Genomic DNA, 16713 nt, shown 5'->3' with positions numbered 1-16713 from the left:
GCGGACCCCGACGGCACCATGGCTTCAGTCACCAAGTCGCTTGTACACATGCGACTTGGCCCTCTCGGCGTGCATCCGTCGAGACATCGGCATCGACCCGCGAAGACAAGGACTCGGAGTGATACCCATCGGTACGGCCCTTCCGGCCTCCCGGGTGCCGGCCCCCCGGCTGCCCGTCGCCCGCGCGGCACTCGTGCTGTTCGCCACCCTGCTCGCCATGCTGGCGCTCTCTGCCCCCGCACACGCCCTGGACTCCACCACCTGGCTCCAGCGCAATCTCGCGGGAATCGGTTACCTGCCGTACAGCGGCATCGACGGCGTCTACGGCTCCCAGACCAGCACCGCGGTCCGTTCCTTCCAGCACGACAACGGGCTGGCCGAGGACGGCGACTACGGCAGTCGCACCGAACTCGCGCTGCACAACAAGGTGATGGAGGTGCAGCGCAAGGTCGGCACCACCGCCGACGGCGCCTACGGCGACGGCACCAAGTCCAAGGTGACGGCCTGGCAGCAGGCGAACGGCCTGTCCGCCGACGGCGTCACGGGCCCCGCGACCATGAACGCGATGCGCATCGCCCGCACCGTGAAGATCACCGGTCAGTGGAAGATCACTGAGCACGGCTGGTCCGTGAGCAGCCAGTTCGACTGCCTGGACAACCTCTGGATCCGCGAGAGCAGCTGGAAGGTGTACGCGACCAATCCCTCGTCCGGTGCCTACGGCATCCCGCAGGCCCTGCCCGGCGACAAGATGTCCGTAGCGGGAGCGGACTGGCAGACCAACCCGGCCACCCAGATCGAGTGGGGCCTCGACTACATCAAGTCGCGGTACGGCACCCCGTGCGCCGCGTGGTCCTTCTGGCAGTCCCACAACTGGTACTAGAGAACGAGGACTTGACCATGACATCCGACCTCTCCCGACGCTCGCTGCTGCGCTACGGTGCCGGCGCGGTGGCCGCCACCGGTCTGGCCGTCGGCACCGGTCTGACCCTCGCCGGCCCGGCCGCCGCCTACAGCTGGCCCTCACAGCTCTCCCAGGGCTCCAGCGGTGCGGCCGTCAAGGAGCTCCAGATACGGATCGCCGGCTGGGCCGCCGGCTCGGCCCAGCAGACCTTCGTCTCCCTGGACGGCGACTTCGGTCCCGGCACCGAGGCGGCGCTCCGCCGGTTCCAGGCCGCGTACGGACTCACCGTGGACGGTGTGGCCGGGGCGCAGACGTTCAGCCGGCTGGACGCCCTGGAGAGCTCCGACGGATCGACCGCGCACTTCGACTTCTCCGAGTTCGAGAGCAAGGACGGCTCCGGCTTCTCGGGCGGCAAGGTGGGCGCCACGACCGTCAAGGAGAACGTGCGCCGCAACATGTACAAGCTGGAGGCGCTTCGCAAGAAGTGCGGCGACCTGGCCGTCACGGTCAACTCCGGCTTCCGCAGCATCTCCCACAACGCGTCGGTGGGTGGTGCCGCCAACTCCATGCACCTGTACGGAATCGCCGCGGATGTCGCCGTCTCCGGCCTGTCCACGAAGACCGTTTACCAGAAGGCCGAGACCTGCGGCTACTCGGGCCTGGAGACCTACACGGTCTCGTGGCAGCACGTCGACTCCCGAGTCGAGTACCCCTACGGGTCGCAGTCCTGGTGGTGGCAGGACGGCGTGGCCTGACCCTCCCGCTCCGTACCTGACCTCTGCACAGCATCGCGGAACTCGGCCAGGGCCCACGCGGGGCCGACCGGGTCGTCCCGCCGCCACCGGTCACGCGCGTTCTCGCCGAGAGCTCGGCACAGGCCGAAGGGCGGCTTCAGACAGCAGGGGCGATCCGGTCGTGCCAGGGACTCCACGGCAGGAGCGAACGTCTCCGGCGGGAGGGGGAAGTCCCCTTCCTGGTCCAGGACGACAGTCGAGGCGAGGCGTCCGACTGCGCCGGTGTGACCCTCTGCCGTGCGCACCGGTCGAGTGTCTCCCGTGCCGTCGGCAGTTCCTTCACGAAGGGCTGCATCGCCGGCCCCATCCTCACGTACCACCTGCAGTCGGGGTATCGGACCGGGGGCAGCAGGCAGGTCGATGTGGACCATGTGTCCCGGACGGCGAGCGGTGATCTTCCGCGGTTCCCGGTTCGTGTCGCCGCTGGGACCGATGAACCGGCGCCGGTTCAGGCCGAGGGCGAGCAGATGCCGCGACACGGTGCGGCGACTGAGCGAGATCCCTTCGGCCTGGAGCTCGCATGCGATCCGGGTTGCCGATCATTTCTCGGCACGGCGGAGTGCCTCGATCCAGGCCACCACGTCAGAGCCCGTCGCCGTCGGCTGGCATCGGGGTGTTGACGAACGGTCCAGGAGGCCGAGTTCACCGTGCCGACGGCAGCGGTTGACCCATTTCGACGCGCAGGCGCGGGAGACGCCCGTCTCGGCCGCCACATGGGCGATCGGGCGGTGCTGACAACGCTCACGAGGCGCAGCCGCCCCTCGGGGACAGCGGAGCGTTGCGGTGAAGCACAGGCGGCCCTGGCGCCAGGGATCGAGGGCGAGCTTGCCCGGGGCCTGACCCGCGCCGTTGGTCGTCGGCGGTCACCGCGGCTGCTGTTCCGTAATGACCGCCCAGTCATCCGCCCCGCGACCGTCGGCGATGGCCTCGTCGAAGACGGCACGCAGCAGTTGACCGATCGGGAGAGGAATGCCTTGGTCGGTCGCTGCGTCGAGCGCGAGGTGGAGGTCCTTGCGGCCCAGGACTGTGGTGAATCCGGCCGGCTGGTAGCGCCGTTCAGCAATCATCGACCCGTAGCCGGTGTAGACGGGTCCCGGGAAGAGCGTTGAAGTCAGCAGCTCGACCAACTGCCCGGAGTCGACGCCGGCGCCCTCCGCGAGGCTGACGGCCTCGCCCAGCGACTGGATCGCGCACGCGATCAGGTAGTTCCCGAGGATCTTCACGATGTTGGCCTGCTCCGGACGGTCGCCCAGTCTCCAGGTCCGCGAGCCGATCACGTCGAAGAACGGCTGCACGCGGTCGAGCAGTGCATGCTCACCGGCCGCAAGGACGTCGAGTTCCCCGGCCTCGGCGACCGGAACACGGCCGAAGACCGGTGCCGCGACGTATCCGACACCATGCTCGGCGTGCGCTGCGCCGATCCGGCGAGCCAGACCCGCACTCACCGTGGCGAGGTTGACGTGAACAGTCCCGTCCGGGGTCTGAGCGAGGGCACCGGAGTCGATGAACGTCTCAGCGACGGCCCGGTCGTCGGACAGGACCGAGAAGACCACTGGCGCCTGCATGGCCTCTGCGACCGAGGCGGCACGACGGGCACCCGCTGCGACCAGTTCGACCGCGGGCTCGTCGGAGCGGTTCCACACCACGACGTCGTGGCCGGCCTTCAGGAGGTTGCGTGCCATGGGTTTCCCCATGGCTCCCAGACCGATGACCGCAATGCTGTTCACGCCGAGCACCCCTTTCCTTGAACCGTCTAAGGCGGTTCAAGGATGCCATGGAGTTACGATCACAGCGAACCGTCTGAAGCGGTTCGGTGCGTGTTGCTGCTCCCTGCGGAGGTTGGAATGGCCGAGGACGTACGTCGTGTGTTCCGGATGGACAACGAGGTCCTGGCGTTCCGGTTCACCGCCACCGTCAGCGATCGCGCCAGCCGGACACCGAGGGAGCGGCTGACCGATCCCGCACGACTGAAGATGTGGCTGGGGGCCACGGAGCTCGACGTCACAGATGTGTCGCCGACCGATCTGAAAGACGCCGTCGAACTGCGCGAGGCGATCTACCGAATAGGGTCGGCGATCGCCGCAGGTGAACAGCCGGAATCCAAGGATGTCCGTACCCTCAACACGATCGCTGCCGCTGGGCACGCGAAGGCTGCCCTGGAACACGAACGCGCAGGATGGCACCTGACGGAGACGACCCCCGTCACTGACGCCCTCGGGGTTCTGGCCATGGATGCCATCCGCGTCCTCGGGGGCCCCGACCGCGGACGCGTCAAGAACTGCGAAGGCCCCGGATGCGCGGGGCTTTTTCTCGACACCAGCCGCGGAGCCAACCGCCGCTGGTGCTCCATGAACACCTGCGGCAACAAGGTCAAGAAGTCGCGAAGCGCCGCGAGCTGACCCGGCAGGGCCGCGATCGGGCCGCGATCGTGGTCGTGGCCACGTCGGGCTGCACGTGGCGGCAGTTGCCGTCTGCGTCGTTCGGGCCGTCGGGAGCGACGGCTCACCGGCGTTTCTCGGAGTGCTCGAAGGCCAGGGTGTGGGCCAAGTTCTACCGCCTGGTCCTCGACGGGCTGAAATCCCGCGCCGAGCTGGACTGGTCGCGCTGCGCGATCGACGATACCGCGGGTGAAGGGCATGCCTCCGATCCGGTCCCGCCGCGGGCCCCGGCGGCGCAAGCCGGGAAAGCTTCACGGCGACAAGGGCTACGACCATTCCCACCTGCGGCGATGGTGACGCGAGCGCGGTATCACGCACCGCATCGCCCGCAAGGGCGTCGAGTCCTCGCAGCGGTTGGGCCGTCATCGCCGGACCATCGAACGCACCAGGGCCTGGCTCGCCGGTTGCCGGCGCCTGTGTCGACGCTACGAGCGCAACGCCATCCACTTCCTCGCCTTCACCGGCATCGCCTGCACTCTCATCTGCTACCGCCGACTCGCCTGCTGATGTGGGCACGCAGCAGCTGTACCGCCAGGTCATGGGCGTAGTGAGCGGCCACGCCCAAGGGGGTGCGACCGTCGGGATCTGCGAGTTCAGGATCCGCGCCAAAGGCCAGCAGCACGGCAGTGGTGTGCACAGTCAACGGCCGGCCACTCTGCAGTGTGCTGTCCCCCTCGGTGTCGATCGCGTGCGTCAGCAGCGTCATGTTGCTGAAGACCTCATCGGGATCGGAACCGCTGGCGAGCAAGCGGGCCAGGGCTTCCGCATCCTCGTGCTCGACCGCGTGATGGGCTGGTGTCCAGAAGTCGCTCACCAGGGCATTCAACAACGATCGAGACGTCTCTACCAGCGATAATCCATGCTGCCGGCAGCCGAATGAGATGACCTCCGACAGCGCCCGCGGCGGCCCGGGAACGCCCGTCCGGACCTGCCCAGGGCGGGCGGCGGACCACCGGCGGGTACTGACGGTGCTGAGACGCCCAGAAGGAAAGGGCTGACCCCGGCTGCTCGCCGAAGGCCCGGTCGGCACCGGGGCGGCGAAGAGGCTGGCGTGCGAGGCCGGCGGGACAGGGTAACGTCCTTGTCATGTTCTTCCAGACGCCGATTTACGAGTGAGAGAGTGACGGGCCCCTGCGGACGTCCTTCGACGTCGCCGCCCGTCCCCCACCGATGAATCCGTAGACCACTTCACATCACCACCGGGAGAACCCGTGACCGACAGCAAGAACATCAACAACCCCGTGGGCCAGGGCGGCGGCCAGCGGAAGAGGCTGTCCCGCGCCGAACGGCAGAACAACGGTCCGCACCGCAACCTCGACCGCCAGGGTGCAGCCGACAAGAAGGCGGAGCTGGTGCGCAAGATGCGCGAGAAGACAGGCGTGGCCGAGAGCACCGGGCAGACGGGCGACGACACCGCACAGAGCTGACGCACCGCCGCAGGGCGGCACCGCAAGAGGGGCCCGGACCGCGATGCGCGGTCCGGGCCCCTTTCCGTATCGGGACTCGGCCCGCCGTACTGGGCGCGTTCGGTCCCGCTCGGCTCTCGGCCGACCACCCAGGGCAGCGGCGGATTCAGCAGCCCCGTCACCGCCACCCCGAACTGCACCAGCAGCGCGTTCCCGTACCCGGCCCGGGTACGGCCCGGATCCTGGATCCAGGGAACGATCGAGCTGCGGTCCGCATCCCCGCCGGCTGCGGACCCGTGCCGACTTCCTCCGGGCCCTGACGGGCGCATCCGGCGGAGGCACCGGAAGTCGCAGGCGCTCGAGGAACGGGATGGCGGAATCGGCCGATGGCTCTATCGGCACCGTATCGGCAGCCTGATGAGTGCCCTACCTGCGGAATCGTCGCGAAGGCGCCGACGGCCAGGGCGAGGAGTGCGAGCGCGGATGGTCCGTGCGCTCGGGGTGGCGGGGGCCGCAGGTGAATCCGGTCCGGGCGTGACGCCCGCTGCTCGGTGCTGCTGTGGACGGAGGGGCGTCGTCGACATCGCCGCCATGAGGACTTCAGCACTGGGAGGCCGGCGTGTGCAGATACCCCGGTCGAGGGCCTCGGGGGCGGTCGGTGTGCAGCAGTGCGCGCCGGACGTCCCGTCTTCCACGCTGGGCGCGAGCTCGCCCGGTGCGCCCTCGGCGTCCTCGTTCAGGCCTGCATCGGCAGCGGCGCGAGGGTGGCGGCTGCCTGGTAGGGGTCGGCTGTCCTGTCGTGGCGGGTCGCCATGCCGCGCCACTGTTTCAAGCGGGTGAAGTGCCTGGGCCGCTTGCCGAAGGCCGGCGTGCGGCCTCCGCGGCTGCCGCGCCGGGTCCGGGGTGTCGTCGGTGATCGCCCGGTGCATGGCGCGGTTTCCGTGCGTCGTCGGCGTTTCGTGCGTCCGCCTTCTGGCACTCTGTTCGCGCATGGGGGTATGTCATGTGAAAACAGTCCATAAGGGGTGTGCGTGAACGCGGAGAACCGAAGCCGGACGTCGAGGGCCGCCGCCGGAGCCTCGGCCGTGGTGCTTCTGCTGCTGACGGGGTGCGACGTACCCGGTGTCTACCGGCCGGCCCGCCCCGCCACGGGCGGTCCGTTCACGTTCTACGTGAGCCGCGACGGTGACGACGAGAACGACGGCATGTCGCCGGCGGCGGCGTGGCGGACCCTCGACCACGCGAACACCGTGCGGTTCCAGCCGGGCGACCGTCTCCGGCTCAAGGGCGGCGAGCGGTTCGCCGGCAGCATCACCCTGGACGAGGACGAGGCGGGCAGCGCGACGAAGCCGGTCGTGATCGAGTCGTACGGCTCCGGGCGCGCGACGATCGCCCCACGCGGGACGTCGGGCATCACCGTGCGCGACACCGCCGGCGTGGAGGTGAGGAACATCGCCCTCGTCGGCGACAGGAAGTCACGGCGCGAGGGCGTCGGCATCGCGTTGCGCAACAACCTGCCGGGCACCCGTCGGCTCAGCCACGTCAGGATCACGAACGTGGAGGCCAGTGGATTCCAGAACGGGATCAGCGTCGGCGCCGAGGGCGAGGCGCGCGCCGGCTTCGGCGACGTACGGATCGCCGACGTCTCCGTGCACGACAACCTCGAGACCGGACTCGTCGTCTACGGACCCGCGTTCCAGGCCGCGCGCCCCGCCTACGCGCACTCCGGACTCAGGATCGAAGGCGTCAAAGCGTACGCCAACACCGGCGATCCGGAGAGCGACCAGCGCAACACCGGCAGCGGCATCTCGCTCGGCAGCGTGCTGGACGCGAAGGTGGTGGGCTCGGTGGCCCACGACAACGGCACGAGGTCGGCCACCGACGCCGAGGAGGGCCCCGAGGGCATCTGGGTCTACGACTCCTCCCGCGTCGTCCTGGAGCACAACAGGTCGTACCGCAACCGCACCGGATCACGCGTCGACGGCGGCGGGTTCGGCCTCGACAACAACGTGTCCTCCTCCGTCATGCAGTACAACCTCGCCCATGGCAACGACGGTCCCGGCTTCCTCGTCTACTCGGGTCAGCCGACCGGCGCCCACCACGACAACGTCGTCCGCTTCAACATGAGCTGGGACGACGCCAGGAAGCTGCCCGAGTACGGCGGCATCGTCGCCTACGGCACCCGCATGAAGAACCTGGACATCCACCACAACACGGTCGTGATGCGCACCGAGGGCCTCGCCTCCGCGGCGGCCGCGGGCATCCGCCCCCCTGCCCTGCGGCTGCGCGACGGCATGGTCGGCGTGCGCGTCGCCAACAACGTCTTCGCGACCGACGGCGGCCCCCTGATCGACACCCAGTCGGCGTACGGCCAGAGCACCGTCAGGCTCGCGGGCAACGACTACTACAGCACCGGCGACTGGGCCCTGGAGTGGGGCGTGCACCGCTACACGTCCCTGGACGGCTGGCGTGTCGCGTCCGGCCAGGAGACGCTGGACGGCGGTCCGACCGGTCTCAGCGACGACCCGTGTCTGAGCGGCCTGACCGCGCCGGTCACGGACGGTGCCGCCGGTCCGGAGAACCTGGCGCCCCGCTGCGAGGGCCTGGTGCCCCTCGGCGTGGATCCGCGGGCCCTCGGCATCGACCCGGGTCCCGTCGACTACTTCGGCCACCCGGTTCCGCAGACTCCGGTGGTCGGGGCCGTCCAGCCCGGGGCCACGGACTGAGCCTGCCCCGGTACCGTGCGGCGCGCCGCCCGGCCGGCCGAGACCGGTCCGGGCAGCGCGCCGCTGGTCACCGCCGGCTCGCTACGTCCCACTGACGGGAAGCGCGGGGGACGGCACTCCGGATGCCTGCGAACCGGACGCCGCCGGGGACGCGATGAGGGTGCGCAGGGTCTCCACGGGCCGGTCGCCGGCCTGCCGCGGCTCCTCCGGCGGCGGTGCCGGACGGCCCAGCGCCTTCACGGTCCAGCCTGCGGCGCGCCACGCGTCGTGCGGGAGCGCGTTGCGCCCGTCGATCAGCACCGGGGTACGGACCACGCGGGCCAGCTTGACCGGATCCAGCTCGCGGTACTCGCTCCACTCGGTGAGGTGCAGCACGAGCTCGGCGTCCTGGCACGCCGTCAGCAGGTCAGCTCCGCAGCGCAGTTCCGGCTGAGCGAGCACGGCCTTCGCCGCGCCCTCGGGGTCGTGGACCCGGACCCGCGCGCCCTGCCGGTGCAGCTCCGCCGCGACGGCCAGCGCCGGCGAGTCCCGTACGTCGTCGCTGTTCGGCTTGAACGTGGCGCCCAGCACCGTGACCCGCCGGCCCGTGAGGTCGCCGCCGAGCAGTCGCCGGGCGAGCGCGACGGTCCGGCTCCGCTGCCGCTGGTTGATCTCGTCGACCTGGCCGAGGAACGCCACCGCGGGCCCGACGCCGAGCTCCTGGGCGCGGGCGGTGAACGCCCGGATGTCCTTGGGCAGGCAGCCGCCGCCGAAGCCGACCCCCGCGTTCAGGAACTGCCGCCCGATCCGGGTGTCGTGGCCGATCGCGTCGGCGAGGGTGGCGACGTCCGCGCCGGTGGCGTCGCAGACCTCGGCCATCGCGTTGATGAAGGAGATCTTCGTGGCCAGGAAGGCGTTGGCCGCGGACTTGACCAGCTCCGCCGTGTTCGGGTCGGTGACGAGGTACGGGACGTCCGCCGCCAGCATCGGGGCGTACACGCGGCGCAGCGTCTCGTCCGCCGCCTTGCCGGTCACACCGGCGACGATCCGGTCCGGCCGCAGCGTGTCGTCGACGGCGAAGCCCTCGCGCAGGAACTCGGGGTTCCAGGCGAGTTCCACGCGCGCGCCCGGAGGCGCGAGCCGTGCGACGCGGGCGGCCAGCCGGGTGGTCGTGCCCACGGGGACCGTGGACTTGCCGACGAGCAGACAGGGCGCGGACAGGTTCGGGACCAGTCCGTCGACGACGGCGTCCACGTACCGCAGGTCGGCGGCCCGGGAGCCGGCCTGCTGCGGGGTGCCGACGCAGATGAAGTGGACCTCGCCGTGCGCCGCCGCCTCCCGCAGATCGGTGGTGAAGCGCAGTCGGCCGGAGTCGAGTGCCCGGGTCAGGACCTCCTCGAATCCCGGCTCGTAGAAGGGGGGCCGGCCTTCGGCGAGGTCGGCCACCTTCTCGGGGTCGACGTCCACACCGAGGACGTCGTGTCCGATCTCGGCCATGCAAGCGGCGTGCACGGCTCCCAGATATCCCGTACCGATGACGGTCAACCGCATGCGTTGTGCTCCTGTCTGCGCGGGGGAGGTGAGGGAGAGCTGAGGATGGGGGGAGGCTCAGGGGGCATAGCCGTACGGGTTCTGCTGCTGGAAGTTCCAGGCGTCGCGGCACATCGCGGTCAGGTCGTGGCGGGCGGTCCAGCCCCAGGCCGCGGCGACCTTCGAGGGATCGGCGACGAGCTCCGCGACGTCGCCGGGGCGGCGCCCGGTGACGCGGTACGGGATCGGCCGGCCGGACACCTCCTGGAAAGCGCGCACGAGTTCCAGGACCGACGCGCCGCGCCCGGTACCGAGGTTGAGGATCCGCATGCCGGGTTCGTCGTCGATGTGGTCGAGGGCCACGCGGTGCCCCTCGGCGACGTCGACGACGTGGATGTAGTCGCGGATCCCGGTGCCGTCGGGCGTCGGGTAGTCGTCGCCGAAGACGCTCAGCTCCTCCCGGCGGCCCACGGCGATCTGGGCGAGGTACGGCATGATGTTGCCGGGCACGCCGTGCGGGTCCTCGCCGAGCAGCCCGGTGGGGTGGGCCCCGGCCGGGTTGAAGTACCGCAGTGCCAGGACCCGCAGTTCGGGCACGTGCCGGCAGACGTCCGCCAGGATCCGCTCGCAGGTCCATTTGCCGGCGGCGTACGGGTTCGTCGGCGCGGCCGGGGACGCCTCGGTCAGCGGGACGGTCGTCGTGTCGCCGTAGACCGAGCAGGACGACGAGAACACCAGCCGGTGCACCCCGTGGTCGTGCATGGCCGCGACCAGGGCCGTGGTGCCGCCGACGTTGATGTCGTAGTACGTGAGCGGGATCTGCACCGACTCGCCGACGGCCTTCTTCGCGGCGAAGTGGATCACCGCGTCGATCGGGTGGGCGGTGAAGACGGCGTCCAGGGCCCGGCGGTCGCGTACGTCCCCGACATGGGCCGCCGCGATCGGACGGCCCGCGATCTTGGCGACGCGTTCGAGGGCCTCGGGGGAGCTGTTGGAGTGGTCGTCGAGGACGACGACCTCGTGGCCGGACGCGAGCAGTTCGACGCAGGTGTGGCTGCCGATGAAACCGGCGCCGCCGGTGACAAGGACCGTACGGGGCACGGGGAACCTCATTTCTCGGCCGGCCGTGCGGGCCGGCCGGGTCGTCACCAGGCGTAGTAGCCGGTGAGATAGGTGGGGAAGACGGAGACCGCGAGCGCCAGGGGAACCGCGCACAGCAGGCCGCAGGAGAGCGGCAGCGCGGCCGTGCGCAGTGCCCGGAACACGGAGACGCCGGTGGCGCGGGCGGTCTCCTTGACGTGCAGCACGCCGATCGCGAAGGTCACGGCGGCGTACGAGGCGGCGCCGAGCAGGCAGAGGAAGACGTAGCCCACGGCGGGGCCGGTGAACTGGCCGACGAGCGCCGAGCCCGACAGGACCGTGGTGATCAGCAGGTACGGGGCGACGGTGCGCAGCGGGAGCGGCTCCAGGCCGTCGCGCTTCTTCGGCGTGACCTTGAAGGTGACCTGACGGGGCCGCAGCTTCTGCAGCACCGCGGCGAGCACGCCCCAGGCCACATAGGGCCAACGGGACAGGCCGAACAGCCAGATCTCCCAGCTGAGGACGGCGGAGTCCCGGGGGCGCAGCAGCCCGCGGCGGCGGCAGAGCAGTGTCAGCAGGATCAGCCAGACGGACATGCTCCAGAAGTGCGCCAGGAACTCCCCGTAGTCGACGTTGATCCAGGGCACGCCGGTGATCGCGGCGATCGGCGGCAGGGCGATGCCCATGACGGTGGCCGCGGCGAGCAGCGGGTAGAACATCAGCGCCGTGGCGAAGCGCACGCGCAGCTTGAGCGGCATCCGGCCGAGGTGGCGGGGCAGTATCCCCAGGAGCATCACCGCGAGGCTGCGGGACCACTGGAACTCCTGCGTGATCATCGCGCCGAAGGTGAGCGGTCCTTCGCCGTGCGCCTCCGCGTCGATCGCGAACGCGCCGTGCCAGCCGGCCGAGTTGAGCAGGAACGTGGTCGAGAAGTCCTCGGCGAGCTCGGGTCCGAGGCCGCCGATGTCCCGCAGGGCCTGGGTGCGGACGGCGTAGTGGGAGCCGATGCACACGGGCGCCAGGCCGGCCGAGTGGCCCAGCTGCACGGGCCCGTGGAACATGGCCTCGCGCTGCAGCCGGCCGCGGGCCGCCCAGGACTCGGCGGCGTTGGAGTCGCACACGCTGGGAGCAGCGACGTAGCCGATGGCCGGGTCGGCGAAGGGGCGCACGACCTCGGAGAGGTACCGGGGGCCGGGCACGTGGTCGCAGTCGAGCTGGGCGACCACGTCGTAGTGGGCGTATCCCCAGTGGTCGTAGAAGAAGGCGAGGTTGCCCTCCTTGCAGCGGGTGCGACGTGGCCACTCGGCCCGGTGGTAGTCGGCGCGGCCGCGCCGGCAGGAGACGTGGACACCGTGGCCCTCGCACCAGTCGAGGATCTCCTCGGTCGGGTCCTCGTCGCACAGCCACACGTCGTAGTCGTACGGGAAGTCCTGGGCGAGCATCGCCTCCAGGGTGGTGCGGGCGATGTCCCAGCTCTCGGAAGGGGCACGGGTGACCACGAACGCGGTGTGGAGCGCCGGCACGCCGACGGCCGGATCGAAGCGGCGCATCCGGAGCAGCGCGACGAGGAAGTGCACCGGCAGGTAGGTCAGATAGAGCAGCAGGGCGCTGTTGACGACGAGGCCGAGCCAGCCGATGCGGTGCGACGGCTGGAGCCACCAGACCCAGAACCAGACCAGGCAGGCCGCCCAGCCGAGGGACAGCAGGACGACGAGGAAGCGGTCGAAGCGCGAGAAGGCGCGTACGAAGCTCGACGGGAGCGTGTCGAGCCGGCGCGGCGGCCCGGCGAGGACCGGGCCGTCCGGGCTGATGGAGGCCACGGATCCGCCGGACAGGGTTCGGATCTCCGCGCCCAGCGCCTCCCATTCCTCCGGGGAGCCGGGGACGGGGGAGAGGAGCGGGGGATCCGGGACGGTCCCGGTGGCGAGGGTGGGACCTTGCTCCAACGACGTCATGGCAGCGAGTTCTCCAGGCGGTGCGTGAGCGGGCCGTGGGATACGGAGGAGGGGGAGTCGGGGAAAGAGCCGGCGGCGGAAGGGCGGGAGGCCCCTGGACGGTGCGGCGGGGGAGGCGCGGGCGTCGCGCGGATCAGCCGCCCGAGCCGGACGGGCCGGCCGTCGCGGGCGTCGCACCGGTGGTCTCGGCCGCCGGGCCGGGGATCGTCTGCGCCGCCGGGGTGGCGCCGGTCACCGCGGTCAGCGGCACCGTCTCGTCCTGGCCGCCGCGGATCGCCGCGGCCGAGGCGCCGAGCCGGTCCGGCCGGGCGGCGAAGTACGCGACGGTCCTGCGCAGGCCCTCGGTGATGTCGATCTCCGGCTGCCAGCCCAGTACCTCCTGGGCCCGGGTGATCACCGGGCGGCGGCGGACCGGATCGTCGACCGGCAGCGGGTGGTGCTTCACCTCGGAGGTCGACCCGGTCATGGCCAGGACCGCCTCGGCGAGCTCGGCGACGGTCCGTTCGACCGGGTTGCCCAGGTTGAACGGGCCCATCTCGGAGGAGTCGAGGAGCGCCAGGAGACCGCGGACCAGGTCGTCGACGTAGCAGAAGCTGCGGGTCTGCTTGCCGTCGCCGTAGATCGTCAGGGGCTCACCGGTGAGGGCCTGGGTGATGAAGCTGGACACCACCCGCCCGTCGTGCGGGCGCATCCGCGGCCCGTAGGTGTTGAAGATGCGCGCGATGCCGACGTTGAGGCCGTGGGTACGGCGGTACGCCGCGGAGACCGCCTCGGCGTATCGTTTCGCCTCGTCATAGACGCTGCGCGGGCCGATGGAATTCACATTTCCCCAGTACGCCTCCTCCTGTGGATGGACCAGCGGATCGCCGTAGATCTCGCTGGTCGACGCGAGGACGAAACGCGCGTCATTGCGTAGGGCGAGGCGCAGGGCGTTCTCCGTGCCGCGGCTGCCGACCCTGAGGGTCTCCAGCGGCCGGCGCAGGTAGTCGGGCGGCGAGGCGGGGGACGCGAGATGGGCCACGGCGTCGACGCGGCCGGCGACCTCCGCCGACACGCTCACGTCGGCGTGCTGGAAGACGAAACCCGGGTGGGAGAGGAGCGGAGCGATGTTCTCGGGATCACCCGTCGAGAAGTCGTCCAGGCACACCACCGAGTCACCGCGCCGCAAGAGCGCTTCGCAGAGATGCGACCCAAGGAAACCACCGCCACCGGTCACGGCCACGCGCATGTGTTTCTCCAGGAATGAGAAGCGGAAACGGCCTCACGCCCCGCTGGCGTGACGGCCGGAGAAATGCTGATCGGGCGAGCCGATAAACGCAGCACTCTCGGGAAAAGTAAGGAAAAGCGTATGGCCGTACATAGTCATTGTTTCGGAGGCAATTCCGGCGGCTCGGCTGTTCGGCCGATCTCTTCGGTGACCGTCTCCCCGGGAAGTTCCCCAGTTCCAGGGCCGCCGCTGTCGTACGGCCTGCGGGTCACCGTCACCCGCATGTGTGAGTGCGGGCTGCGCGCGCCCGGAGACCGGCCGCGCGCGGCCGCCTGCTCACTCCCGTACGTACAACTGGACCAGGCCGCTCTTCAGCCGCGTGCTGCGGGCGAGTTCGAATCCCTTGCGCAGGGCGATGATCTTCGGGTCCTCGTCGAACCACTGCTCGCTCCAGGCGCTCGGCCAGGCCACCACCCAGACCCGCCGTTCCGCGCCGATGCGCGCTCGGATCCGGGCCGCGTCGAACTCCTGGCCGTAGAACGTGCCCGACGCGGCCGCGCCCGCATCGAGGGCGATGTCACGGCGGCCGGCGAACTCCCGGTCGTAGGTGAGGAAGATGTGCCGCTGGTACGAGGGGACGAACAGCACCGCGTCGTTCGGGCGCGTCTGCGCGGCCACGTACGCGGCGACCTCCCGGAGGTCGTCGACGCGGCCGTCCTTGCCGCGCTCCTGCTCCTGGAACGGGAGCTGGCACCAGAACGCGGCCGCGACCGCCACGACGCCGGCCGCCGTCACCACCGGCCGCCAGGGCGCGGAGCGCAGCGTGCCCAGGAGGCGTTCCAGGCCCGCGGCGACCAGCAGAGGGAATCCGGCGAACGCGAACAACAGGTAGCGGTCGACGAACAGCGGCTTCACGAGCGAGACCGCGAACAGCACCGCCACCGGCAGGACGACGAGCGGCAGCGCCACCGCGGTCAGGCCGACACGGCCGGTGCGCCGCAGAGGCGACAGCGCGGCGAGCCCGGCGAGCAACGCCGCGACCGTCAGCACCCGGACGTCCGGGCCGGCGAACTGCAGGGCGAGCAGCCTCAGTTCCTCCACTCCCGGCTCCTGGATCCACGAGGTCTGACCGCCCTGGCGCGAGGAGACCAGCGCGAGCGGCACCAGCGGCACGACCGCCGCGCCCGCGGCCGTCGCCCACCGCCGCCAGGCCCCGGGACGGGACCCGGCCGCCAGCACCGTGGCCCCGTGGGCGACCAACATCAGCACGGCGAACTCGTGCAGCAGGGCCGTGCCGGCGACGGCGGCCGCGTACCCGGCCCAGCGCCCGGCCGAGTCGTGCTCGACGGCGCTCACCAGGCACCAGGTGGCGAGCGCGGCGCCGGCCGCCACGAGGGCGTACGAGCGGCCCTCCTGCGCGTAGAAGGAGGTGAACGGGGTGGCCGCGTACAGCAGTCCGGCCCACAGGCCCACCCGGGGACGGGCCAGCCGGCAGCCGATCGCGGCGACCAGTCCGGCGGAGCACGCCGCGCCGAGCGCCGACGGGAGCCGCAGCATCACCTCGTCGGCCCGGACGGCGAGGACGGCGTGCATCAGGAGGTAGTAGAGGCCGTGGACGGCGTCGAGCTCGCCGAGAAGACGCCAGATGTCCGGCACCGAGCGCCGGGCGATCTGGAACGTCGCGGACTCGTCGCGCCACATCGTGCCGCGGTTCAGGCCCCACAGTGCGATGCCGAGCATGACGGCGGCGGGCACGAGGACCGCGCCCGCCGTGGCGAGGCGGCTCGGCGGGACGGTGGGCGGGGGAGTGCGGTCACCGTCCGGGACGTACCGGGGCGGGGCGCTGCTGACGGGGGAGTTCACCGTGTGCATGCTCGGACCTTAGGCGTTTCAGACGCATTTGCCCCAGTTCAACCCTGTCGGGTGAACGCTCTGTCACCTCAACGGAGCTGGAGCGGGGCGCGGTGTCGCCGCTGATGCCCGTGCCATGCGCAGGACTCGACCAGAGGCGGGCGCCGGAGGCCCCGGCGACCTTCCCGAGCGCCCCGCTCGTGATCGGTCAGTCCGCGACGCGGACCGCCTGCGCGGGGCGGATCGCGGCGGCGCGGCGGGCCGGGCCCGGCGTGGCCAGGAGGGAGGCGGCGAAGGTGGCCGCGGCCAGGACGCAGATGCTGGTCCACTCGACGGGGAAACTGCCTTCGAGGCCCTCGAACGCCACGCTGTTGCGGTACATGAGCCAGGTCGTGAGGACGCCGAGCACGGATCCCAGCACGATTCCCTCCGAGGCGACGAAGGCGCTCTCCCAGAGGAAGGAACGTCGCACCGTGCGCGCCCGGAAGCCGAGGGCCCGCAGGATGCCGATGGTGCGCCGGCGTTCGCGTACGGCGCGGACCATGACGACGCCGAGGCCGGTGATGCCCACGCCGAGGCCCAGGGCGAGGAAACCCTGCATGAGGCAGAAGAAGGCGGTGCTGGAGTCGAACTGGTGCCGGATCTCGGAGGCGATCGGGGTGGCGACCAGGCTGGACGACAGCTGCTCGCCCTGCAACTGGGTCGCCAGGGCGTCGGGAGAGGTCCCCGGGCTCGTGCTGACCAGGGCGGAGGCGTTCTGGGCCTGGCCGTCGAAGAGCAGGCGCATGCTCTGCTCGCCCATGACCAGGCGACGGCGAGTGCGACGAGCAGCGGGGCGAGGAGGTT

General features: G+C 71.0%; 13 protein-coding genes and 2 pseudogenes. 6 read left to right on the top strand and 9 right to left on the bottom strand.

From position 1 onward, the window contains the following. Nucleotides 1-118 precede the first annotated feature (118 nt). Both ACFYX3_RS30110 and ACFYX3_RS30105 read left to right on the top strand, forming a co-directional pair. On the top strand, nucleotides 119-880 hold the full coding sequence (locus ACFYX3_RS30110; RefSeq protein ID WP_389019885.1) for a peptidoglycan-binding protein: 762 nt from the start codon (nucleotides 119-121) through the stop codon (nucleotides 878-880). A gap of 17 nt (nucleotides 881-897) precedes the next feature. Further along, nucleotides 898-1656 carry a D-Ala-D-Ala carboxypeptidase family metallohydrolase gene (locus ACFYX3_RS30105; RefSeq protein WP_389019882.1) on the top strand — a complete coding sequence of 253 codons (759 nt, stop codon included), beginning with the start codon at nucleotides 898-900 and terminating at the stop codon, nucleotides 1654-1656. A gap of 368 nt (nucleotides 1657-2024) precedes the next feature. Here ACFYX3_RS30105 and ACFYX3_RS30100 read toward each other — a convergent pair. Together ACFYX3_RS30100 and ACFYX3_RS30095 are read right to left on the bottom strand one after the other, a co-directional pair. Continuing rightward, nucleotides 2025-2487 (bottom strand): annotated as a pseudogene (locus ACFYX3_RS30100) (helix-turn-helix domain-containing protein); the annotation flags it as partial. A gap of 71 nt (nucleotides 2488-2558) precedes the next feature. Then, nucleotides 2559-3422 carry an NAD(P)-dependent oxidoreductase gene (locus tag ACFYX3_RS30095; RefSeq protein WP_389019879.1) on the bottom strand — a complete coding sequence of 288 codons (864 nt, stop codon included), beginning with the start codon at nucleotides 3420-3422 and terminating at the stop codon, nucleotides 2559-2561. Between the two features lie 117 nt (nucleotides 3423-3539). Between ACFYX3_RS30095 and ACFYX3_RS30090 the strand changes: the two genes are divergently transcribed. Together ACFYX3_RS30090 and ACFYX3_RS30085 are read left to right on the top strand one after the other, a co-directional pair. Further along, nucleotides 3540-4094 (top strand): CGNR zinc finger domain-containing protein, encoded by a 555-nt coding sequence (locus tag ACFYX3_RS30090; protein WP_389019876.1) that lies wholly within the window; start codon nucleotides 3540-3542, stop codon nucleotides 4092-4094. Nucleotides 4095-4114: 20 nt separating this feature from the next. Continuing rightward, nucleotides 4115-4640: pseudogene (locus ACFYX3_RS30085) on the top strand (transposase); the annotation flags it as partial. On the opposite strand, the gene ACFYX3_RS30080 reads toward ACFYX3_RS30085, so the two are convergent. Continuing rightward, nucleotides 4612-4947: an ankyrin repeat domain-containing protein gene (locus tag ACFYX3_RS30080; protein WP_389019873.1), complete on the bottom strand. Its 336-nt coding sequence runs from the start codon at nucleotides 4945-4947 to the stop codon at nucleotides 4612-4614. The pseudogene ACFYX3_RS30085 and the gene ACFYX3_RS30080 overlap by 29 nt on opposite strands. Nucleotides 4948-5344: 397 nt before the next feature. On the opposite strand from ACFYX3_RS30080, the gene ACFYX3_RS30075 reads away from it, so the two are divergent. Then, nucleotides 5345-5560: a DUF6243 family protein gene (locus ACFYX3_RS30075; RefSeq protein WP_376592248.1), complete on the top strand. Its 216-nt coding sequence runs from the start codon at nucleotides 5345-5347 to the stop codon at nucleotides 5558-5560. Nucleotides 5561-6570: 1010 nt separating this feature from the next. Beyond that, a complete protein-coding gene (locus tag ACFYX3_RS30070) occupies nucleotides 6571-8265 on the top strand; it encodes a right-handed parallel beta-helix repeat-containing protein (protein ID WP_389019869.1) in 1695 nt (564 codons plus the stop codon). 81 nt (nucleotides 8266-8346) lie between these two features. Here ACFYX3_RS30070 and ACFYX3_RS30065 read toward each other — a convergent pair whose 3' ends face one another. From ACFYX3_RS30065 to ACFYX3_RS30040, 6 genes are all read right to left on the bottom strand, one after another. Further along, on the bottom strand, nucleotides 8347-9795 hold the full coding sequence (locus ACFYX3_RS30065) for a UDP-glucose dehydrogenase family protein (RefSeq protein ID WP_389019866.1): 1449 nt from the start codon (nucleotides 9793-9795) through the stop codon (nucleotides 8347-8349). Nucleotides 9796-9852: 57 nt separating this feature from the next. Continuing rightward, entirely contained in the window at nucleotides 9853-10875 is a 1023-nt protein-coding gene (galE, locus tag ACFYX3_RS30060; RefSeq protein WP_389019862.1) for a UDP-glucose 4-epimerase GalE, read from the bottom strand. A 44-nt stretch (nucleotides 10876-10919) separates the two neighbouring features. Continuing rightward, complete coding sequence (locus ACFYX3_RS30055; protein WP_389019858.1) at nucleotides 10920-12809, bottom strand: glycosyltransferase family 2 protein; 1890 nt, start codon at nucleotides 12807-12809, stop codon at nucleotides 10920-10922. A 133-nt stretch (nucleotides 12810-12942) separates the two neighbouring features. Further along, the gene (locus tag ACFYX3_RS30050) at nucleotides 12943-14037 is read right to left on the bottom strand and encodes a UDP-glucuronic acid decarboxylase family protein (RefSeq protein WP_389019853.1); all 1095 of its coding nucleotides are present in this window, start codon (nucleotides 14035-14037) and stop codon (nucleotides 12943-12945) included. A 315-nt stretch (nucleotides 14038-14352) separates the two neighbouring features. Continuing rightward, nucleotides 14353-15888, bottom strand: coding sequence for a glycosyltransferase family 39 protein (locus tag ACFYX3_RS30045; RefSeq protein WP_389019849.1), 1536 nt, complete (start codon nucleotides 15886-15888; stop codon nucleotides 14353-14355). Nucleotides 15889-16075: 187 nt separating this feature from the next. After that, entirely contained in the window at nucleotides 16076-16669 is a 594-nt protein-coding gene (locus tag ACFYX3_RS30040; protein WP_389019846.1) for an ABC transporter permease, read from the bottom strand. Nucleotides 16670-16713: the final 44 nt, after the last annotated feature.

The sequence above is a fragment of the Streptomyces sp. NPDC002463 genome (assembly GCF_042889835.1).
GTDB lineage: Bacteria > Actinomycetota > Actinomycetes > Streptomycetales > Streptomycetaceae > Streptomyces > Streptomyces nymphaeiformis.
Note: the sequence above shows the minus strand (reverse complement) of the source record. Positions and strands in the feature narration are given on the sequence as shown.